The organism is Sphingomonas tagetis, from assembly GCF_024211275.1.
GTDB lineage: Bacteria > Pseudomonadota > Alphaproteobacteria > Sphingomonadales > Sphingomonadaceae > Sphingomonas > Sphingomonas tagetis.
On record NZ_JAMLDX010000032.1, the window covers coordinates 1 to 21,311 of the forward strand.

General features: G+C 61.2%; 15 protein-coding genes and 1 pseudogene. 7 read left to right on the forward strand and 9 right to left on the reverse strand.

Features of this window, described 5'->3' with window-relative positions:
• From M9978_RS22160 to M9978_RS22170, 3 genes and pseudogenes are all read left to right on the forward strand, one after another.
• A pseudogene (locus tag M9978_RS22160) lies at positions 1–631 on the forward strand (hypothetical protein); the annotation flags it as partial.
• Between the two features lie 10 nt (positions 632–641).
• Positions 642–839: a hypothetical protein gene (locus M9978_RS22165; RefSeq protein WP_254297193.1), complete on the forward strand. Its 198-nt coding sequence runs from the start codon at positions 642–644 to the stop codon at positions 837–839.
• Positions 840–842: 3 nt separating this feature from the next.
• Positions 843–1,055 carry a DUF5818 domain-containing protein gene (locus tag M9978_RS22170; protein ID WP_254297195.1) on the forward strand — a complete coding sequence of 71 codons (213 nt, stop codon included), beginning with the start codon at positions 843–845 and terminating at the stop codon, positions 1,053–1,055.
• Positions 1,056–1,290: 235 nt separating this feature from the next.
• On the opposite strand, the gene M9978_RS22175 is transcribed toward M9978_RS22170, so the two are convergent.
• From M9978_RS22175 to M9978_RS22210, 8 genes are all read right to left on the reverse strand, one after another.
• Positions 1,291–2,406, reverse strand: a complete 1,116-nt coding sequence (locus M9978_RS22175) for a PDDEXK family nuclease (RefSeq protein ID WP_254297197.1) — start codon at positions 2,404–2,406, stop codon at positions 1,291–1,293.
• A gap of 81 nt (positions 2,407–2,487) precedes the next feature.
• Positions 2,488–3,237, reverse strand: a complete 750-nt coding sequence (locus tag M9978_RS22180; RefSeq protein WP_496113655.1) for a PGN_0703 family putative restriction endonuclease — start codon at positions 3,235–3,237, stop codon at positions 2,488–2,490.
• Positions 3,238–3,389: 152 nt separating this feature from the next.
• Positions 3,390–5,462: an AIPR family protein gene (locus M9978_RS22185; protein WP_254297200.1), complete on the reverse strand. Its 2,073-nt coding sequence runs from the start codon at positions 5,460–5,462 to the stop codon at positions 3,390–3,392.
• Positions 5,446–6,429 (reverse strand): PD-(D/E)XK motif protein, encoded by a 984-nt coding sequence (locus M9978_RS22190; RefSeq protein WP_254297202.1) that lies wholly within the window; start codon positions 6,427–6,429, stop codon positions 5,446–5,448. Before M9978_RS22190 ends, M9978_RS22185 begins: the two co-directional genes overlap by 17 nt.
• The gene (locus tag M9978_RS22195) at positions 6,422–9,181 is read right to left on the reverse strand and encodes a Z1 domain-containing protein (protein ID WP_254297204.1); all 2,760 of its coding nucleotides are present in this window, start codon (positions 9,179–9,181) and stop codon (positions 6,422–6,424) included. The genes M9978_RS22190 and M9978_RS22195 overlap by 8 nt, the downstream gene beginning before the upstream one ends.
• Complete coding sequence (locus M9978_RS22200; protein ID WP_254297206.1) at positions 9,174–10,784, reverse strand: ATP-binding protein; 1,611 nt, start codon at positions 10,782–10,784, stop codon at positions 9,174–9,176. Before M9978_RS22200 ends, M9978_RS22195 begins: the two co-directional genes overlap by 8 nt.
• Entirely contained in the window at positions 10,781–11,773 is a 993-nt protein-coding gene (locus tag M9978_RS22205) for a helix-turn-helix transcriptional regulator (protein ID WP_254297208.1), read from the reverse strand. Before M9978_RS22205 ends, M9978_RS22200 begins: the two co-directional genes overlap by 4 nt.
• Positions 11,774–11,925: 152 nt before the next feature.
• A complete protein-coding gene (locus tag M9978_RS22210) occupies positions 11,926–12,432 on the reverse strand; it encodes a very short patch repair endonuclease (RefSeq protein WP_254297210.1) in 507 nt (168 codons plus the stop codon).
• A 72-nt stretch (positions 12,433–12,504) separates the two neighbouring features.
• Here M9978_RS22210 and M9978_RS22215 point away from each other — a divergent pair, with 72 nt between their 5' ends.
• Together M9978_RS22215 and M9978_RS22220 are read left to right on the forward strand one after the other, a co-directional pair.
• Positions 12,505–14,076: a DNA cytosine methyltransferase gene (locus M9978_RS22215; protein ID WP_254297212.1), complete on the forward strand. Its 1,572-nt coding sequence runs from the start codon at positions 12,505–12,507 to the stop codon at positions 14,074–14,076.
• Between the two features lie 153 nt (positions 14,077–14,229).
• Positions 14,230–15,395, forward strand: a protein-coding gene (locus M9978_RS22220) for an IS3 family transposase (protein ID WP_254297214.1) whose coding sequence is annotated in 2 segments (ribosomal slippage) — positions 14,230–14,482 and positions 14,482–15,395 — 1,167 coding nt in all. Because the reading frame shifts where the segments join, the coding sequence is not laid out codon by codon here.
• On the opposite strand, the gene M9978_RS22225 is transcribed toward M9978_RS22220, so the two are convergent.
• Entirely contained in the window at positions 15,352–15,567 is a 216-nt protein-coding gene (locus M9978_RS22225) for a hypothetical protein (protein WP_254297236.1), read from the reverse strand. The two genes, M9978_RS22220 and M9978_RS22225, sit on opposite strands and share 44 nt — an antisense overlap.
• 449 nt (positions 15,568–16,016) lie before the next feature.
• Between M9978_RS22225 and M9978_RS22230 the strand changes: the two genes are divergently transcribed.
• The gene (locus M9978_RS22230; RefSeq protein WP_254297238.1) at positions 16,017–17,048 is read left to right on the forward strand and encodes a hypothetical protein; all 1,032 of its coding nucleotides are present in this window, start codon (positions 16,017–16,019) and stop codon (positions 17,046–17,048) included.
• 520 nt (positions 17,049–17,568) lie between these two features.
• Complete coding sequence (locus M9978_RS22235) at positions 17,569–20,955, forward strand: SIR2 family protein (RefSeq protein ID WP_254297239.1); 3,387 nt, start codon at positions 17,569–17,571, stop codon at positions 20,953–20,955.
• Positions 20,956–21,311: the final 356 nt, after the last annotated feature.

Below are 21,311 nucleotides of genomic sequence, written 5' to 3' on the forward strand. Positions count from 1 at the left end.
CGACCTGTTCGGCGATCCCATCGCGCTGCTGACCAGAGCCGGCATCGCCGTCACGCCCGAGCTGATGGGCGAGATCGACCATCGTGCACAAACGGTCGCGCTGGCCATCCGCGCGCCGCGGCCTGCGCATGTCGGCGAGCTGGTTCAGCAGGTCCGGGTTGCTGCCGGGCGGGTGGAGATCGACGTCGTCACCGGAGCGGTGGCAATGCTGCTTGGCGCTGACCTTGCCGACGGCGCGCCGGCCGCGGTCACCATCGCCACTGATGTTCGGCTGACCCGCACGGGCAGGGTCGTGCGGCTGGTCCACCGCGATGGGCGGGCAGCCGCGACATCGTCGGGGTCGGACCATTCGGCGCTCAAGCTGCTGGTCACCGCGCGGCGCTGGTGGACAATCCTGCGCGAGGGCGAAATCCGCATCAAGGAGCTGGCAACTCGCGAGGGCATCAGCGCCTCGTGGATGACGCGGGTCGTGCGGCTCGCATTTCTGTCGCCGGAAATGGTGGACGCGGTGCTCGCCGACGCACTGCCGGCGCACGTGGATGCGCTGGCGCTTGTCAGCGGAGAAGTAAATCCGGGCTGCTGGAAGGCGCAGCGGGAGCGGTATCTGGCGGGTGGCCATCGGCCGGGCTAAGAGCGAGTCGATGATCGACGAGCGCGAAATCTGGGCCTGTGCCCACCAGCTCATGAAACAGCATGGCGTCGACGCGTGGTTCGTGGCCTCGCAGCGCGCCGATGCGCTGCTCGCCGAGGGAAAGATGGAAGGGCACCACACCTTCCTGCGAATTCTCGAGCGCATCAGGCAGCTCGAGCAGATGTTGCCCGAAGGCGCGGTGCACTAGATCATGCCAACCGCCGGCCGGCTGCGCGTGACCGGGTTTCTCATGAACTCGGCCCGCGGCCTCCTCCTCGAATTGGAAGACGGCGGCGTCTACGCGCTCGAGGTCGAGTCGGCCGCTCACGAGCTGATCGGCCAGCACGTCACGGTCGAAGGCCTTCGGTCCGGGTTCGACCGGATCGAGGTGGACTGGATCGGACCGGTCAGGCGCGAGGGCTGACCACTGGATCAGCCGGCGATCAGGCCCCACAATCCCGCGAGGAACGACCCGGCAATAAGCGCGGTGGCGATCCAGTATTCGAGAGCAGCGATGCGTTCACCCCAGTTTGGCTCGTCGTCCATGGCGGGTCGCAGCAAATCCACGGAGTGTAGGAAAGTGGTTTTCAGTTAGCGGACCGGACATTGCTCGAACATCGTGGTCTTCGACTAGACACCGGCCCGGCGGACACCTGCTATCATGTTTCGCTACCCGCCCGGTCAAGCAGACGCCGAAGATAGTCGGAGAGGGCGCGCGCAACCGGCGGATCAGTGAGCTTGCGCGCATCGAAGCCCGGAAAGCCATTCAGTGTCTTCGTAGTGAGGGGACCGACGATGGCGACTAGTTCTTCGTAAAGTGCCCGGCGCACTGCCTCGTCTGCAAACGCTGGCCGGTACACAAGATGCGCGAGATACAGCTGGATTGTACCGTTGCGCTCGTTTGACAGCCGAAGCGGATACAGCGAGCCGCTCGACGTATCGAATACCGAGATTATCGACCCCTGCGAAGATGTCACCTCTGCTCGCCCGCCCAACTCGCCGATAATCGAGACGAAAATGTCCGCTGCCTCGATAACTTCCCGCCCACACGGACCCAGTCGTTCCAGAATCCATGTTTCGCGGGCGATCGGGGGTAATGCGCCCCGTGCCGCTTTTTCCGTCTGGGCCCGTTCGGTCTCGCCGATGATGCGCGGTGAAAGAGCCGTCACTCCGCCTACACTCTCGAACCAAGACAGCTCTACCGCACGTACGTCCGCCTTCATTTGCTCGTTGAGAAACTCGACGATTCTAGCGAGTTCCCGCGGAATCATGTCGGCGACGAACACCATTTTGATCCGACCGGCTGCAAAGTTGGCGTCGACCTGATCCCAGAACTGCTGCGGGTCGGCTGAACCGCCCAAGAAGAGATCAAGCTCACCGTCCGGGTCCTTTCCAAGCTCCGCCATCGTCGACGCATAACTCTCAGAAATACGTCCACCTTGCCAATATGCGGTGCCGTTCGCGGCATAGTCGAGCATCTGGCCGATCACTTCTCGGCGCAGGCGAGTATCAACCGCTCGTTTCAATTCAACGAGGACTGGAATACCCCCACGCGTCACAAACAGGTGGTCAAGCGACCAGCGCCCGCTGCCGTCCTCGCGATCAGCAATCGGCTGCTCGCGTCGAACGAGTAGCAGGGCACCGTCCTGATCCGCGATCAGTTCGGGATGCGCGGCAACCAGCTTCTGCATGAAATCCTCGCTACGCGGTTCCGAGGGACGCATGGCTGTCAAGTTGCCGGCAGGGTCTACGGTATAGATGGTGGTGCGCGTCAACGTGCTCTCCGGCATTCTGCAAGAATGTGCGTGGCGGGTGCTGAAATGGCCGTCGGCCTTGAAGTCGTGGACATGCCATTCCTACGGTTGAAAATGCGCAAGGAGGGAGTTGGCGTGGATGCGGGCTTCGCCACTCCAGTTTGCCAGCCATTCCCGATAAGAACATGCGGCGAAGCGCACTTCAGCGCCATCCACTTCGGCAGCAAAACGGGCGATTTCCTCCCGATGGCGTGCCAAGGCATTTTTCGAAACGGTGCGGGGACCGCGGCATGCTGGTTCGGCAAATAGGTACAGCAGGACGGGGGCCTTTTGCACTCGCCGGCCCTCGGTTACGAGCCCGAACGCATGCTTCACAAGTTGCGCGGCTTCCAGATGCGTGAAGGCAAGTTCGCCTGACCGAAGGCGATCGCACATCGCTGTAAACGGTCTCATATATGCGCCCCAGACATCACGGTCGTAAGCAGGCGACAAGTTGACCTTCTTGGCATCGCGAAAGGGTTCGTATCGTTTGGATTCAATCCCTATTATGTGCGAGGGCGTCTCTACGGCTGCGTCAAGCCAGGGATGACGGCCGCCATTCCATGGAAACCTCATCTGACGTTCTATTTCGAGCCGCTCCGCCGGCCAATCCAGATCGGCGATAGGTGGCGGGGGCGGCAAGTCGGCCGGCCGTTCGAGAAACCAGCCGAAAGCATTTGCAGCCAGAGCAGCGCTGCTTTCTGGGCTTTGGAGCTTACCACTTTCAATCTCATGCCCTTCCGCTTTGCTCATTGCTTCCCGAACAAGCGCCTCGGGCACTCCGGGCAGAAAAGGCGGTCCTGAATCCAGCATGGAATTGCTATCGCTTGCGCTTGCGACAAATACGGTCGTCTACAGCTTGCGGCCGAAGCGGGCTTGCTCGCACATCGTCGAGGCATCTTGGCTCGTAAGGCTCCTCACGGGCATTTCGGTACACGCGTTGACCTTGGCGTACGGATCGGACGCTAGTTAGCGTTGTCATAGTACTGCTCGAGCCTGTCGGCGATGGCGACAGCCGCAACGCACTGCTTTTCGCTCGGAACGCGGTTCGGAAGCAACGTGCAGGCTTGAAGAATGCCCGCTTCCTTCGGTGCGAGTTTGCCGATCGACTTCCCGAATGCGAGCAGCTGGGACCAGTAGTCACCACCCTGATTGACGACCTCGCGTTGCGCCTCAATACCGTTCAGCTGACGCCGCGCGGTGCGGTTATCCCTGCTGACTGCGCGCAGGCTGTCCGGGTCAATCAAAACCGCATCAAATCCCGATTGGTAGGCCACCGGTCGTTTGGCTAGTTCGGCCCAGCAGGCTTGCTTCTTGGCCCATTCGCTCATGTTTCGAACACCCTGCGGAGGGTTGGTGATGACGTCGTTGGCGGCCTCGGCCGCTACTAGTAGTGCGCGCTCGAGTTCGACATGCACGCGCTGCATACGCCAAGTCTGATCGAGATCGATGGAGCGGTCGCGAGCGGCAGCGTCATGAACGGCCTTAGCGATCGCGTACGTCACGATGTTGGCGCGGTAGCCACCCGTATACCAGAGCTGCGCCGGCACAATTCGTTCGAGGTTTCTGAAGATGATGGCCTTGGCGATCAGCCGCTGAAACCAGAGTTCGTCAAACTGAGGGCCATCGTTGTCGCCCCATTCCTGACCGATAACCTTTGCCAGTTCGGCAAAGTTCTTCTGCGCGCCAAAGCTCACGATATGCGGCTTGCAGCGCCATGAATTCTCGAACTTGGCCAAATCAGTCTTGGTGAAAAACTGGTTCTTGGGAAACATCGCGTCGAAGCTCTTGCGTTCGGCCACGCTTCGCCGGCCGCGCTCGTCGGCGAACTGGCCGCGCGCTCGTTCGTAGAACCACTTGTGCTCGCGATAGCCCGTGTCGCCGATCGGTGCGAGAATGCGGCGCGAGTACTCCTCCATCCTGATGTGGAAGGGATGGTTGGCGAAAAAGTCCGCCGCATTGACCTTGTTCTGGCTGTTGGCGAACTGGGAGATGCTGGGCACGACCGTCTCTGAGCGGTCGGGTGGGACGACGGTCAGCTTCATCTGGACGTAGACGTCCTTTAGCTGCTCTGCCGCTAACTTGCGGACGGCGTGGATCGACGCAGTCGTCTGGCCGCCATTCACGATTTGGAAGTTTGCGGCAGACATCAGGAACAGCCCCTCGCCAATGCTGGCAACCTCGACACTTTCCGCAGTGGTCGTCAGGCCGTTGTTGTACGAGAAGAACATCGCCGGATCCTTGACGATTGTATCCCGAATTCCGCGGTTTACCTTACCGCGTGCCTGGAGGAAGCTGCGGACGTTGGCCTCCAGCAGGCGCGCGCCCCAGCGGTCGTAGATCTGCGCCAATTGTCCGCCGGGAATAACGGCGATGTAGCTCTCAAGCGGCCCGCCGCCGTCTGAGGCGCGAAGGACGGGAATTGCCTCACCAAAGTCTTCCGCAAAGTCGATGACGAGATCCTCGCGCGTCTGCCCGGCCTCCACAAAGCGCTGAATCCGGCCCAGATCCCAGACGTTGGAGGTAACCGGAACGTCGCCGATCTTCCCAACCGGCTGCGCGTCGGTCTTCGCCTTGTTGATGGCATTCGTCACCAGAATCAGCTTAATCTTGCCAATCTTCTTCCAGCAGCGTCGGATTAGGTCAGCGAGGGCATAGGCCTCGCTGCTCTCCTCCAGACCCTCGCGGTACTCGCGATCAAGCGAGGCCATGACGAACTGGACTAGCCGGGACAGCAATCGGTTAGCCTCGGTCTTGCCGATCGTGACTGGTTCGGACTCGCGGTGGAAGTCCGAGATGACAAGACTGAGAGAACCCTCCTCGTCCTCGAAGTCCCATGCAAAGGCGTCGACCTGCACGGGTTTCCGCTTGAAGGCCCCATCGTGATAGCACTGGGTAAAGGACGATAGCTCGCCGGCCTCGTCAAGGATTTCGCCCATCTTCTCAAGGAACGCCTCCGAGGTGATAAGGCCCTGCGCGTCGGCGTCGCTCCTGACCTCGGCGAGAAGCTCGCGGTGAAACTCAATCGGATCGTCCATCTTCTCCCCCGATTATCTGTTGATCGAGCACCCCAACCGTGGCCTCAAAAGCTGCGCAGGCGTCCAGCGCGATGCTGTAGCGGACGCCTGTTACACCAGGCGTCAGAGGGCTGGTAATCCGCGGGAACCCGTCCGTTACCGCGAACTCGACCGTCTTGCCGAGCGTCCAGCGCCGATCCGAATAGTCGTGGTCGAAATCGAAGCCGGCCTCGCCAAGCGCCAGCTCCCACAATCGGTAGGCCTCGGGTTCTGCAGCGGCGTAAACGCGTTCGAGCTCGAGCACATGATCGGTCAGTGTCCTGCCCGCTGGTTTGATGGCCGCATCGATAGCGGAGACTACGAGGAACAGGTTGCACCCCTCGATATCGGAAAGTTGGTCTTCCGACGAGATCTGTACGTACGGCCTTGCAGCGCCGCGGCGCGCCTTGACCTCGACCAGACACTTATCCAGTTCGAAGTCTTTCGCGCTTCCCGAGGGGCCTTTCCATGCCTCGACTGCGGCCCATGGACCGATGAGATCAATAAGGCGCTGCAGGAACTGCAGTTCGCCAAGCAGGCCGCGCTGTTCCTCTATGCTCAGCAGATCATTGCGACCGCCTCGCAAGAGGTGATGCCAGCGGACCGCTCGGCGCACCATCCGGTGCAAGGCGTCCGTGTTGTCATCTGCTGCGAATCCCGCGCGGACGACGTCTTCGCAGAGGGTCCCGAAGAGCTCGCGCTGATCACCGTCCTTCAGGAGCAGGACGAGGGCGCGACTCCCGGCAACATCCTGAAACCGCAGATCAAGATTGCGCAGTTTTGGCAGGGGCCGAGGCTCGGCGACGCCGGCCGCGACCCTGAGAAGCAGGCCGGGTTCTCCCTTGCCGGAGATTATCCAGAAGAAATCGTGTGGACTGTTGGGATCTACACGTCGCGCATCGATTGAGCCGGGCGACAGCTTGTTCCATGGGTCGTGGGGCTCAATCATCAAGGCTGTCCTCGTCGTCGTCATCGTCACCGAACAGCTCACGCAGCGCGACCGGGTTGAGGATGTATTCGACCTTCTTGTCGGGCTTGGCTGAAATCGGAAAACTGAGCGCCCACCCGACGACGGGAGAATCAGGCACCAGCGAATGCAGTGAGTGATCCAGCCCCTCCTTCTTCAGTTCGATATTGTAGAGAACGAGCAGTGGTCTGGTGCGCTTCGCACGATAGATGCGGTCCGGATAATTGGGACGAGCCCCTGGATCCGCACGCTCCTTCCTGGAGAGTTCGTCATGGACATACCTTGCCTCGGCAAGTTTTGCGGTTTCGTCGTCCAGTCCCGTCTTCTCTACGCCGCGCGAGGAAAGCCGCGCCTTCTTGCCGCTGATCGACAGAATGCCGCGCTGGAGTTCGTCGCCTCCGAGCCGGCGGCGTGGCGGGATGATTGACCAGCCCTCTATATCGACAGGTTTGCCATCATTGTTGCGATCCAAACTGGCAATCAGGATGTCCCAGTTACCGAGCTCATCATGTGCCCGGTCACTGATGTATTTCCGTACTGGCCGCGGGTCGGAAAGCACTGACTCGCGATCATTCTCGAAAGACCGAAGAAAGCTGTCGACTAGATGCCAAGACACTTTCTGAAGCAGGAACCCGCCGGACACTACACTAGCATGTTGGGGTCCGTGGCCCGCAGATCGGAGATCCTTCAGCAGTTGATCCCTTGCAGCACGGTTATGATCCAGCGTGCGGGTGTCTGCAGACAACTTCACCGTCTCGATAAAACTGTTCGAGAGGCCAACCATGATGTGCTTCTTGCCGGCGCCCATCTTGTTTCGGGCAGTGACCATGAGCGCGCTGGGATGGCTGCGCACTGCAAGGCCGAACTCTTCAGGCGTGGCATTTGCCTGCTGCATGCGCTTAAGTTCGAGCTGCAACTCTTCGGTGGCTTCACCGATATGTGCATACCAGGAAACCGCATCCTGCGGCATCCAGATCCGGCACAGGTCCTCATAATCCGGACGGTAGCCGAACCATCGACCCATTTGCATCAAGGTGTCGTACATTAGCGAATTGCGCAGAAAGTAGGACGTGGTGAGTCCTTCAAGGGTAAGGCCGCGCGAGAGCGAGAAGCCCCCGACCGCGATGACCGTCTGTCCTTCGCCTCCTGCCTCATAATCTAAGGCAGCTGGCGAGGCGGCATTCACCGCAATGACCTGAGTGGAGGCAACGACCGGCAGCAAGCGCTCTCTGATTTCGTCCCACGTCGTTCCCGCATCGCGGTATTCTTCTGCCCAGCAGCGCCAAATTTCTGCGATTTCCGTGTTGCGCGTGGCCGCGTCGGGGCGGCCGCCATCGACACGTACGGCGTCTTCGATTTCCTTCAGATGCTGATGAAGCCGGTTGCGAATTAGGCCCTGGACGCCGGTGAAGCGCGAAGCGTTGACGAGCATGGACGCGTGCTGCCGTGACTGTCCGCGGAGGTTGCGGATCACGCGGGCAACAAGGAACGTGCGCAGCGCGTCAAGCATGCTGGGCGGCAGAGATGTCAGGTCGTGATCGATCTTGTGCTTGACTGGCAGCACGTCGCCATTGTCGTGAATATAACGGATGTGGGAAGGCATTGCCTCCTCGTCGTCGGGGATACCGTCGATGAATACCTTGCGAGCGCCGAAATAGTTTGTTGGCGCATCAAGCCCTATGATGAAATGCCGCGGGAACAGGTCCTGGCCCTTCACCTCATCATCCGTTTCAGGATCGATGAAGATGTTCGCAAACGGCGTCGCGGTGTAGCCGACGTAGCAGCTGCGCCGGAAGACCGCGAGTAATTCACGAATCTGGCTATTGATCCGGGATGCCTCGCCCTTTCCGTATTTGATGTCGATCGAGGCATTGTCGGCCTCATCGTCAATCAGGAGCATCGGCTGATCGACCATGTCCGTGCCGTGCGTGGTGCTGTGCTCCTTCAGCCAGTCAACAAGATTGGCGAGGGTGGCCGAGTTTTTTTTGATCACCAGCACAACAGGCACGGCGTAGGATGCGATCTGACTTGTATTCGTGGTTGCCGTGGCCCGATTGAAATCCTTAAGTGTCGTTGTCAGGCTGACGGGCGCCTTCCTGTCATCGAACCTGCCGACGCCAATGACGCGCGGCCTGTCCTTGGTTTCCTTTTTCTCGAGCCGGCCCGTATCTCGCCCGACGAAGCCCTCATCGATGCGCGCCTGTGTCTGGTTGCGAAGATTGTTGTGGATGCCCGCAATGACGACAACCAGCCGGTAACCGGCATCTGCTGCCTTGCAGATCAGCCCGGTGTAGTTCTGCGTCTTTCCGCTCTGGACGTGGCCCACCACCATGCCCTTCCGATCCCAGGGGCCGGGTTCGCCCGGATTGCCCATGCGGTCGAGGATGCTGTCAGTGATTGTGTCGGTCGAAGTGATGACATCCGCGGGAAGTCGCTTGGCGTTTAGTAGTTTCTTGTAACGGCTCCAGTAGTGCGGATCGATGTGCGCCCGCGCTTCGTGAAGCCACGGCTGGAACTCGGGCGCGTCGACGATCGCACCGATTCCCATGTATATCCCATTGCGCTCCTCAAGCAGCTTGGCAAGCCGCTCCGCCTCTTCGTTCGACACGTTGGTGAACATTGGCAGTGACCGCATCTGGTCGATGAGCGTGCGAATGCTCTCGGCCGTGCGATCTTGCTCGCGGAGAACCATCGGCGAGACCGTTTCTTCGAGAAGCTCCAGCGCCTCACTCATAAACATCTTCCTCATTCACGATCTGGCGGATCACGGCGCTTGCCATGTCCCAGTTGATCCGGAACAGCTCCACGGGGTGCAGCGCGTCCAGAATCTCGTCGAGGCTGCGCCCTTGGTTCTGCAGCACTCGCACCATGGCCTTGGCCAGCTGGCGAAGGATCTGCTCGTCGGCATCGTCCGCTTGGACCTCTTCGGCGGAGCCGGCAAAATCGGCGTGGAGCGATGCGACGGGCACGGTCGATCCGAGCACACCGATAACATTGGCAAACTCGTTCTGCAGCTCGGCTGGCAACCGCGCAGAGAAATCGGAAAGAACTGGGTGGCTCGGATCAGGCCGGTAAATGATAGCCCCGTCGCGCTGGATGCGATGCCACAGCGGCATGTATTCTTGGTCTACGAGCTTCTGCCCGCGCCGCTGGTATGTGCGCTTTGATGTAAGCGAAAGGCGCTCGACCAGATTTCGCATCCGCTCCCGCACCTTGGGCGGGAGTTGCGCGGAGGCCTTCTTGACATCGATCTTCCATTCGGAATCCATCGTGTTCGGAATATCGACGCGAATCCGGCAGAGCTTGGTCAACTCAGTCTGTCGAGCAAGACCGAGCCAGCTGCCGGTGATAATCAACCGGCGCCCGCGGTAGACGTAAAACCCCTGTGACCTCAGATGACCTTCCGGCCCGCCAAGGTCCTCCCATTCAGCCCGGGAGACCGACTTGTGGTGCGGCAGGGTGAAGCACTGAAACTCCACCGTGCCATGAGCCATGTCGAGCCCATCGACCCGATCCGCCTGATGTCCCGCAAAATTTCTGCCGAAGGGGTCAACCGGCTCCAGTTTCCGGCCGTTCAGCCAGAGTTCTAGGGGAGGGGAGTCGTCCTCCATGAATCGGTGGAAGACGAGCCTGAGGTGGCGTTCGGCATGCGCGATCGCGCGATTGATATGGGCTGCACGTCCGGCATCATTGCCCTCAATGCCGCCGCCAAGCCGATCGAGGTCCCGCCAGATGACAAGCGTACCGTCACGATCGAGGCGATCCGACCAGGGCTGACCCGAGAACTCTTCGTGCAGCTCAATCTGCCACCGATTGGTGCGTGCAACGACATCGAGGTCCCAGGTTGCACCCGCAAGAAAACCATCATGCCGTGTCACAACCGTCAGACGTCTGCACTGCGAGAAGCTGGCGCTCTTAAGACCAAGGCCAAAGCGTCCGAGGTCGCCCGCGTCTCGGTCATGAAGAGGATTTCGCGAGCCCGGACGCATGGCTTCCACAAGTTCCCCCGCGGTCATGCCACGACCGTTATCCAGGATCCCGATCGCCGGGTCAGATCCGGACAGATCGGTCAGGATTTCGATTCGCCGAGCGCCTGCTGTTATGGAGTTGTCCAAGATGTCGGCGAGCGCAGTTTCACACGAGTAGCCAATATCGCGCAGGCTCTCGATGAGTGATGCGGCATGCGGCGTGGCATCGGCCGTTTTCGTCCGGTTGCCGTGCCGGTCCCGATCAATCCCATGACTTACGCTGTACATCGAAGCGCCCGCGCCTCCTGATTCAACGAGTTCAGACGCCAGCATGCAGGCGTAAACGACAAATCCGGTCGCATTATTCAAACCGAGCCCAAAGCCAAGAGAACCCGTTCACGCATTACCGCCCTCAGTTCTTCGGGCGCCTCGATGCGAATGTCACCGCCCCATGTGAACAGGTGCTCTGCCACCTCGCGAAGACCTCCGGCGCGGAAGCGGACCAGCAGCTTGTCTCCGTCGTCTTCAAATGTTTGACCCGGATGGAAGCGCCATTGGCGTGCTCTGGCTGCCGCGGAGGGTGCAACGCGAAGAACAATTTCGTGATGTTCCTCCCTCCAGATTCCGAAGCTTCGCGCCAGCCATGCATCCGGATCCCAGTCGTCGGGAGGCAGTCCCGGGCGCTCGGCGATACGCGCCTCAATCATGCGATCCAGCCTGTAAAACACAGGCTCCTGATCCCGGTCAGGGATCTTCCCGATCAGATAGGTGGTGGGGCCGTGGAGCAGGCCATAGGGCACGACCATTCGCCATGCCAGCGTCCTCGCACCGTCGCTGGCATAGTCGAATTCCACGCATTGCGCTGCCAGAATAGCACCCTGAATGACGCCAATCGTTTCCGGTGCAGCTTCCAGTAGCGGCCCGGCGACAATGCGGCTGCGCTGCAGACGGACCAGCGCATCAAGGTCCGGCGCGAGCTTCCGCTTCTCGCGATCGTCGAGGGCCGATTTAACTTTGGCGAGAAGTCTGTCGAGATGGGCGGCATGGCCGGCGCCCTCGACAAGACGGGCGGCGACCTCGATTTCCAGTGCCGCGACTTCCTCTGCGCTGGGGCGCGTGTATGCTCGACCAAGCCGGTCTCGTATGAAGAACCGCTTTGTTCGATCTTCGACACGCTCCTCGACATCGAACTCATCCCGCACGGCATCGCGAAGCCGCTCAGCGGTTCGACGATTGACACCGAGCTGGGCAGCTATCTCGTCCAGTGTGAGACCTTCCGCGGATTCCGCCAGAAGGTGTATAAGCGTCAGAGCGCGACGAAGCTTTCCCATTCTTGGTCTTGCAGCATCGCGCGTCATCCATTCCCCCAAGCGACCGAAACTGTCGTGGTCGTCCGTGGAACACAACAATAAAGCATTACCGAGAGGTCTAAAGCTCCATTTTGGACGAGTTTCCTTGGCTGCGCCCTCTGAAGACCTGCTTCTTGAAGCAGTTGGAGTCACACTGGCGCCTATACGCCGCCCGATGGCTGCAGGTCGTTAGGGTGCCTTTCACGGTGGTCGGCCGTCCCTTGGCCGCTTGGGATTTCAACTCTCTGCAGGTCCGATTCCAGCCAGGAGATCAAGGCATCCGTCACATCGTCGATGCTACCAGCTCGAAGAGCACATTCCCAAACCACGGCAATCCGCCAGCCAGCACGGTTCAGCAGTGTCTCGTTGCGCTGATCGCGTTCGACATTTGAGCTAAACTTGGCCTTCCAGAATTCCGGCCGTGTCGCTGGCGTGGTTGTGAGTCGACAACCCTGATGGCGATGCCAGAAGCACCCACGCACCTCGATGACTGCGTGCCAGCGCGGAAGCACGATATCCGGCTTGCCGGGAAGGGATCGGTCATGGAGCCTGTAACGGACACCCCGGGCATGCAGCGCCCGCCGCAATTGCAGCTCGGGTTTCGTGTTGGTCGATCGGATGCCCGACATCATCCTCGAACGCACCGCGCTATCCACGACGTCGGTCATGCTTTTTTCCCTGGAGGAAGTCACAACACCTAGTAATGCCAGTAGCCATTGAGTCTGGTTGTGCGAGACGTGATGTTCAAGGTCGTTGATCTGTTTGCCGGACCCGGCGGCCTTGCCGAAGGCTTCTCGTCGGTCCGCGATGGGAGTGGGAAGCGTGTATTCGACATCGCGCTTTCAGTAGAGAAGGAATTTTCCGCATTTTCGACGCTCCGCATGCGAAGCTTCTTCCGGCAGTTCGAGCAGACCCCGCGCGAATATTACGACTACATCTGTGGCAACATTTCACGTGAGCAGTTGATCGACGGGTTCCCTGATCAGTGGCTGGCAGCCTGCGATGAAACCCTGCAGCTGGAACTTGGTACACCCGAAGCCGCAGCCCTGATTGACCCGCGGATCGATCGCATCGTGGAGGAGGCATCAGATCGATGCATTCTCGTCGGCGGCCCGCCTTGCCAAGCCTACTCACTCGTTGGACGTGCGCGAAACCGGGGCAATGTCGATTACGTCGCCAGTGAGGATCACCGACACTTCCTTTATCGAGAATATATTCGCATCCTGTCCCGTCTGAAGCCAGTGGCATTCGTAATGGAGAACGTGAAAGGGTTCCTGTCTGCGAATGTGGACGGCGAAAACATCTTTTCAAAGGTCGTCACTGACCTGATGGGAGCCGGGGGTTTCAAGGACAGCTATTCCATTTTCCCGCTGGTCGTCTCCGAAGCGAGAGGCGGCACTGCCTACGTCCTTCGAGCCGAAAAACATGGCGTGCCGCAGCGTCGTCACCGGGTCATACTGTTCGGCGTTCGTCACGATTTCACTTCCCAGCTGCCGGTGCTCAAAATGTCCGGCGAACTGCTGCAGCCGCGCGATGTCGCGCCGACTGTACGGCAGGTGATCGCCAGCATGCCAGCGCTGCGCAGTCGTCTAAGCAAGACGGAGGACACTGGCCCTGCATGGCGGGAGGCCGTTGTCGAAGCCTTCAGGTCTGCGGCACAAGCGGCGTACGACGAGGAGAGCGAGCAATTTGATGAGATAGCGGCAAAGTTGCTCACCAACGCTGAGGCGATGGAGGGGCGGAACGATCTTCTGCCCACGAGATCGACAGACTCCGCGGATGTTGACGGCGAGGAGCTGGCTAGGTGGCTGCTCGATCCTAAGCTTAACCATCTTCCGAACCACGAGGCTCGGGGGCACATGGAAACCGATCTTGCGCGCTACGCCTTTGCCGCGACCTTCGCCGAGCTTTTTGCGCGGTCACCCAAGGCGTCAGAGTTCCCGGCTGGCTTGGCGCCAGCCCATCAGAACTGGAGTTCGGGCAAGTTCAATGATCGTTTCCGGGTCCAGTGCTGGGATCAGCCATCGACCACGGTCACAAGCCACATCGCGAAGGACGGACACTATTTCATCCATCCCGATCCCCTCCAGTGTCGTAGCTTGACCGTGCGTGAAGCGGCCCGTCTTCAGACATTTCCAGACAATTACTTGTTTGAGGGCAATCGGACTCAGCAGTTCGTACAGGTCGGGAATGCTGTGCCGCCTTATCTCGCGTTACAGATCGGTGGGGTGGTACAGCGCCTGCTTGAGGTCGCCACATCTAAGCCGAACTATAGCGCTTGCGCGCGACGTTCCCATTCCTCGCATTCGTAGTCGTTAGCGTCAGCCATTCCACGTATCTCTTCAGAGTCGCGATGGACCATCGCGAACGGATGGAACCATCCGAACTCTTTCTCTTCGCGTGACGTGACCCCCGTTTCTTCATCCAGTTGGAACTAGAGACCGGCCCCTCGAAGGGACGGACAGATGAAGCGGAAGCAGTTTTCGGAAGAGCAGATTATCGGCATCCTGAAGGAGGCCGAGGCGGGTGCAGTGGTGACGGAGCTGTGCCGCAAGCACGGCATGTCGAGCGCGACCTACTACGCGTGGAAGGCCAAGTATGGCGGGTTGGAGGTATCCGACGCGAAGCGGCTTCGGGCGCTGGAGGAGGAGAACGCACGGCTCAAGCGGCTGCTCGCAGACACGATGCTCGACAATGCGGGTCTGAAGGATCTGCTGTCAAAAAAATGGTAGCGCCCGCCGCGAAGCGGCAAGCAGTCGCGCATCTCCAGGCGACGTTGGGGATGAGCGAGCGGCGGGCGTGTGCTGTCGTCGGGGCGGACCGCACGAGCATGCGGTATCGCTCGTGCCGAGCGGATGATGGCGACCTGCGGTCGAGATTATGTGAGTTGGCGCAGCAGCGCCGGCGGTTTGGCTACCGGCGGCTGCACATCCTGCTTCGCCGGGACGGCATTATCGTCAACCGTAAGAAGACTCAGCGGCTGTATCGCGAAGAGGGTCTGACAGTGCGGCGCAGGAAGGGACGGAAGCGTGCCGTTGGTGCGCGGGCGCCTGCGCCGATGTTGGCGCTGCCCAACCAGCGCTGGAGCCTGGACTTCGTCCACGATCAGCTCGCCACGGGCCGGCGGTTCCGCATCCTCAACATCGTCGACGACGTTACGCGCGAGTGCCTGGCGGCGGTGCTCGACACGTCGATCTCGGGTCGGCGTGTGGTTCGCGAACTGGGCGATCTGATCGCTAGGCGTGGTGCGCCCAAGATGATCGTTAGCGACAACGGGACCGAACTCACCTCGAACGCAGTGCTCGCCTGGTCCGGCGATGTCGGCGTCGAGTGGCACTATATCGCGCCAGGCAAGCCGACGCAGAACGGGTTTGTCGAGAGCTTCAACGGTCGCATGCGCGACGAGCTGCTCAACGAGACATTGTTCTTCACGATCGGTCAGGCCCGCGCGATCCTCGCGCGCTGGGTCGATGATTATAACACCGAGCGGCCGCACTCCTCGCTCGGTTACGCCACACCGGCGGCGTTCGCCGCCGAACTCGAACAGCAACGGGCGGGGTTAACCCCGCCCGTTGCTTCGCCTGCGCTCATGCGCGACAACACCGGTCGGTCTCTGGCTGCCGCTGGATGAAAGGCGGGGGCCACGTCACGCGTTGCTCGCGCTCGTAGCGCTGATCGTCGGTTTCGTTCGGATCGATCACGCGAGACGCCGCGTATTCCTCGAGACGCTGGGAGGAGAAATGCGCGCGGTAGCTGTCGGCGTCGGGATCAAACGCGGGGCGCGTCTTCGACAGGCCCGCCATCAACGCGTTGCACGGTCGAGAACATGCGCAGCTTGATCACCTCGCGCTCGCCATCGCGCTCGTCAAAGAGCAAGTCAGCGCCCCCATCCGTGACGGTGTATCCGAGCGCAGCGATGCCAACCGTGCAGCATTGCTGTGACGGGCGGGTGTGCTGACCAGGGGGCACCAGGTTGTCAGCATGAGGGCGGAAAGGCCAATTTCAGGACTTGGGCCGATTGCTGACCGATGTATTTTCGACCATCCCGGAAACAAAGCCGACATAGGCGCGGGAGCCTCAGCGGCGTTCGGGCATCGGGTCTGTCGGCCCATGCCAACACCTCGGAGAAAGGCTCGCAATCAGCTCCATGCGGGCGGAACAGAGGCGAACAAGCACTTGGAGCTGAGAAGACGTCGCCCGATGCTGTCGCTCGACGCTCGCCCAAGCGCCACGAACCCTGTAAACCGTACGAGTGCATATCTTTCTAGACGAGTCCGGCACCTTCAGCGCGATTGGCAGCGGTCAGTCGTCTATCTCGGTGCAAGGCGCCCTCGTTTTGGCCTCGCACCGTCTTCCCAAGCTGTTCAGAAACTACACGCGGCTGCGAGCCAACCTGCCCAAACGAAAAGGCGAGGTGAAAGGCAGCTTGCTCACTGAGGCCCAGGTCGCGGCCGTCATCGACCTACTGCGCCGCAACGAAGGGATTTTCTGCGCCTCCATGATCGACACCGGCGAGCACACCGGCGAGGAGGTCGAGAAGCACCGCCAAGACGGCGTACAGGCCATCGCGGCCAATCTTGCCAACGGGCACCCCGAGGAGTTGCGAGCCAACATCGCGGACCTTCAGCGGCGCATGGGTACCTTTTCGCCTCAGCTCTACTGCCAAATGACGGTGACGCTCGACCTGCTCCATCGGGTGTTGGAGGAGACAATTCTCTACCACTGCCAGCGGTATCCAAAGGAGCTGGCGAAGTTCCATTGGGTCGTGGATGCGAAGGCCAAGGGACTCGTCACCGATTGGGAGGATTGGTGGGCTAACACCCTAGTTGTCTGGCTCCAGGCCATATCTCTGAGGCGACCGGCAAACATGCTTCGCGGCGGCGATTACCGCCACTTCCGCCGTTTCATGTTCGACAGCGTTCCCGACTACCTTCAGGGGGCGGCGCCAGACGTCCTCGGCGGAGAAAGCCCAGGGTTCGATCTCCAGCTAATCTTCCGCGAGAGCTTCCGCTTCTCAAGCGACCCGGAGCCGGGCCTCGAACTAGCCGACATTGTGACCAACGCTCTGCGGCGAGGACTCATCGGCAACCTTGGGGAGGCCGGCTGGCTGCCGCTTAGGTCCCTTATGATTCATCGGACCGACTTCTATGTCCGGCCGGTCACGCTACGTTATCAAGACGAGGTGGTCTCGCGCCCAGTGTCTGCCGTCCTGCATAGGTTTCGGGAGGGCGGACGGAACATGCTGACAGAGGCCAGATATCGAGGAGGCCTTAGAAACCCATAGGAATTCGGTAGCGTGCCATTCGACCTCTCAAGGCCTAGGTTGCGTGCGCTGGGCCGCCACCTCGGCTCGGGGCCCGAGCTTCGGGCAGCGCGTGGCGGACCCCGGCATATTTGGCTAAGCTCGGCGGATGCGCTTTGTCGAACATGGTCCCAACATTCCTGACGAATTGCTGACGGCCCGCGACGAGGGCCAAGTGATCTTCTTCTGCGGATCGGGGGTTTCTCTGGCAAAGGCCGGCCTGCCTGACTTCTATGGGCTAGCGGACGCCGTCCTCGAGCATCTTCGCGCCTCGGCCAATAGTCGCGCGCGAGCAGTGATTGCCGCATCGCGATCGATCAAGGTCAATGGCGTCGAGGGCCTGATCCCTGCTGATCGGGCGTTTTCCTTGCTCGAGCAGGAGTTCGACACGGCGAGCGTCCGCAGGGCCGTCGCCGCCAGCCTTGTTCCCAAATTCGACGATCCGTCCGCGCACCGCGCTCTGATCGACCTTGCGCGCGGCACCGACGATGTCGTTAGGCTGGTGACGACCAATTTCGACCGGCTCTTCGAAGCCTGCGATCCTGCAATCGCGTCGCACGGCCCCCCTGAGCTTCCCAATCCGAGGAGCTCGACCAAGTTTTCCGGCATAATCCATCTCCACGGGCGCATCAACGAACAAGCCACAGCGCCGGCCGATGATGAGTTCGTGCTCTCGAGTTCGGATTTCGGACGCGCCTATCTATCCGATGGCTGGGCCACCCGCTTCATCCGGGCGCTGATGGAGCGGTATCAGATCGTCTTTGTCGGTTACACCGCGAACGACCCCCCGGTCCAATATCTCCTCGAGGCACTGAATGCGAAATCTGCTGCATTCCAGCCAATGTATGCGCTCCAAGCCGGCGACGACGCGTTCGCCAACGCGATGTGGGAACATAAGGGGGTCCGGCCGATCAGCTTCGACCCAGCGCACCAGTACCGAGCCTTGTGGGACACGATCGACGCTTGGGCCGGGCGCGCCCGCGATCCGCTCAGATGGCACAGCGATCAGATCGCACGTGCGGGCGCCGGCCCGCGCCAAATGTCGCCCTATGAGCGCGGCACGATCGCGCATCTTGCGACCTCGCCTGCAGGCGCGAAGCGGATCGCGGGAGCCGGCGCGGCCTTTCCGGCGGAATGGCTGTGCGTTTTCGATCCGGAGACGCGGTACCGAACCCCCGGAGCAGTCAGCCTCGAGGACGACAGCATCGTGTTCGATCCGTTCGCCGTCTGGGGTCTCGATACCGATAATGCCCCTCCGGCGTTCGACCCCAAGGACCGCTACAAGAGCCGCGAAATGCCGGCTGACGCGCGCAACCTATTCGCGCCGACCAAGGCCGATCTCCTCGCTTCCGATGCAGACCGGCAGGCGCAGTTGCAGGGAAGCCTTGGCCAAGTCGTCGCGCCACTCGCCGAACGCGTGAGCTATCTCGGTGGCTGGCTGGTACAGGTCGCGCATGAACCCGTGGCCTTGTGGTGGGCGGCGGGAAAGCAAGGCCTTCATCCCGGCATCGTCCAGGCATTGTCGCGCGCACTCGAGCATGATGCGGCCCGGTTCAGCCCATCGGTCCGGAAGGGTTGGCGCGCGCTTCTCGCGAGCTTCGACGATCGGTCCGACGCCCATGGCATGGAATTCTACGGGCTCGCCGATATCGTCAAAGTCGAGGGCTGGTCGCCCGCGCTTATCCGCAGGTTCGCGGAATTGCGCTGCCCGCGCATACGCGTCGGCCGATCCTGGTCGCGCGGGGCGCCGCCCACCCACGATAGCTTGGGCGACATTCTCAATCTGGAGATCAAATATCCCGCGTCCGACGTGCCGCTGGAGGTGCCGCCCGACCTGCTCGCGACCTTCATGTACGAGCTCTCGCATGTTCTCGAGCGAACAGTGGCGCTGGAGATAGAGGCGCGGTCCGCAATCTATATGCTCGGTCCCTTCACGCCCGCCAGCGCTCCCGACGGTGACGATCTTTCCAACGTGGGCGATGACCTGACGGGGCTCTTCCGTCTCTGGATCGCGATACTCGATCGGTTGGTGGCGACCGAGCCAGAGCGCGTGCGCTCCGAGCTGCCGCGGTGGTCGCAACACGAAGATGCCGTCTTCGTCCGGACGCTAATATGGGCGGCAGGGGCGCCCGGGCTGCTCTCGGGCAAGGACGCAGCACAGTTGGTCGCGCAAATCGGCGACGAAGCGTTCTGGGAGCGCGAGCACCAGCGCGACCTGTTGCACGTGCTGGCGCGCCGGTGGCCCGAGCTGCCCGAACCGGACCGCGCCGCGCTCGAGGCGCGCCTTCTTGCCGGTCCGCCGACCTATCAGGGCGAGACCGCCAAGATGTTCAAGATGCGCTCTGCATATTACGCAATGGAGCGGCTCCATTGGCTGCAGGCGGCGGGGTGTGCCTTCGGCTTCAACTTCGACGCCGAAATGGCGCGGATGCGCGCGCTGGTCCCCGAATGGTCGCCGCGTGTCGGCGAAGAGGCTGACGATTCGACCGAAGCCCGGACCTATTCGATCGGCGAGGATCTTGGCTTCACTTCGCTGCTCGGCATTGCTGTCGATTCCATCGCGCAAACCGCGCTGGATCAGGACCACCAGCGGATCGACATGCGGACGATCGCGCGGCCGTTCCGCGGCCTTGCCCAAGAAAAGCCGGTCCGCGCGCTCGCCGCCTTGCGCCAAAGCCCGGCAAAGGTGTCGGCGCGGCTATGGGAAGATTTCCTGCTTGCCGAGGATCGCAAACCGACGTCGAAGCGGCTGGTAGTCGCCGTCGCCTGCGTGCTTGCCGATCTCCCCGACGAGGGGCTGGCGGAGATATTGCGGTCGTCAGCCACTTGGGTCGAGAAAAGTCAGAAGAACCTAGCGCGATCTGCTCCGGATCTCGAGGCCCGCATCTGGCAGCGCCTCCTCCACGTAATGGAGGTCCACCCGGGAAAGGCCGGCTCCGGAATCCTGCTGTCCAGCAAGGAGCATGATTGGGTGATGGAGGCGATCAATTCGCCGTCAGGGCGCCTCGCGCAACTGGCCGTGCATGAATCATCCGATGGTGCGCCAGACGGCGGGCCGCTTCCACAGATCTGGCTTGACCGCCTCGCGCAGCTCACTGAAATGGCCGACGACATTGGCCGCTATGCGGTGGTGGCTGCGCTGGCCAACGTCAAATACCTCAATTTTCGTGCGCCGGACTGGACCGTGGAACATCTACTCGCGAGGCGACACGGACTTGGCGACGACCGGTCCGCTTTTTGGTCGGGGCTGTTCCGGGCAAATTCGATTTCGGTCGATCTTCACCGGCTGCTGCGCGCCGATTTGCTCGAGGCGGCGCGCGAAGCGGATGGCACGCGTGCGACAACATCGCCTCTCGCCGCTTTGCTGTTGCGCGGATGGGCGGTGACGCCGCTGCGCGAAAGCGGCGATGCGATCGGTTCGGATGAGTTGCGCGAGCTTATCCTCGAAATGAACCAGGAGTTGCGCGACTGGCTGCTGCGCACGTGCCGGACCTGGTGGGATAATGCGGACTGGAAACCGCGCGCGCTCGAATTTCTGCGCGACGTGTGGCCGCGGCAGCGTGCCATAAGAAACGCCTCGAGTGCGGATGCGATCGCGAACCTCATGGTCGGAGCGGATGACTGGTTTCCGCAGATGTTCGAGGCAGGGAGGGACTTGCTCGAGGCGATGCCGGGCATGGCCTCGATGTGGAGCTATGACAGTCCGCGACTGCTGTCGTTGCTCGAGCGTTTTCCTTCGGAGTTCGTCGATTTTCTGCTCCTCGTACTTCCGGAAGATGCTGGCCTCTGGCCCTATCGCATCGAGGCAGTGCTCGATCCCCTTGAAGCCTCATCCCTTGGAAAAGACAGTCGCGTGCAAGAGCTGCGGCGTCGCTGGGCGGCGCGATAAGTCACGGCCGTGCTACCGACCCCGCCTGCGGCTTTGTCTCCTGACTTGCTGAGGGTCAGCGCAGCTATCGAGCCGCAGGGTGCGCCCAACTTGCGTACGATCCAAATTGGGAGCGGGCCACCTGAGACCCGGCAATTCGTTCGCATGCAATAAGTGCGGGAAAGCCAGCGAGATCCAGCTCGAAATCCAAGCGGTCCCCGATGATCCGAGCGTACAGGGCCCGTACGAGCCCTCGAATTGATCGTAGTTTCCCGCGACGCGAGCACCGCACGTCAAATTGGATGCGAAACAACTTTGCGCCGGGAGCGTAAATATTTAAGACTGACAAGGGGATCGCCGCCGGGAGGCGGCACACG

What these genes read in the sequence shown, in the direction of transcription:
- M9978_RS22215 (WP_254297212.1), top strand. Translation starts at nt 12,505, where the DNA reads ATGTTCAAGGTCGTTGATCTGTTTGCCGGACCCGGCGGCCTTGCCGAA.
- M9978_RS22190 (WP_254297202.1), bottom strand. Translation starts at nt 6,429, where the DNA reads ATGATTGAGCCCCACGACCCATGGAACAAGCTGTCGCCCGGCTCAATC.
- M9978_RS22180 (WP_496113655.1), bottom strand. Translation starts at nt 3,237, where the DNA reads ATGCTGGATTCAGGACCGCCTTTTCTGCCCGGAGTGCCCGAGGCGCTT.
- M9978_RS22195 (WP_254297204.1), bottom strand. Translation starts at nt 9,181, where the DNA reads ATGAGTGAGGCGCTGGAGCTTCTCGAAGAAACGGTCTCGCCGATGGTT.
- M9978_RS22165 (WP_254297193.1), top strand. Translation starts at nt 642, where the DNA reads ATGATCGACGAGCGCGAAATCTGGGCCTGTGCCCACCAGCTCATGAAA.
- M9978_RS22205 (WP_254297208.1), bottom strand. Translation starts at nt 11,773, where the DNA reads ATGACGCGCGATGCTGCAAGACCAAGAATGGGAAAGCTTCGTCGCGCT.
- M9978_RS22210 (WP_254297210.1), bottom strand. Translation starts at nt 12,432, where the DNA reads ATGACCGACGTCGTGGATAGCGCGGTGCGTTCGAGGATGATGTCGGGC.
- M9978_RS22170 (WP_254297195.1), top strand. Translation starts at nt 843, where the DNA reads ATGCCAACCGCCGGCCGGCTGCGCGTGACCGGGTTTCTCATGAACTCG.
- M9978_RS22185 (WP_254297200.1), bottom strand. Translation starts at nt 5,462, where the DNA reads ATGGACGATCCGATTGAGTTTCACCGCGAGCTTCTCGCCGAGGTCAGG.
- M9978_RS22225 (WP_254297236.1), bottom strand. Translation starts at nt 15,567, where the DNA reads ATGGCGGGCCTGTCGAAGACGCGCCCCGCGTTTGATCCCGACGCCGAC.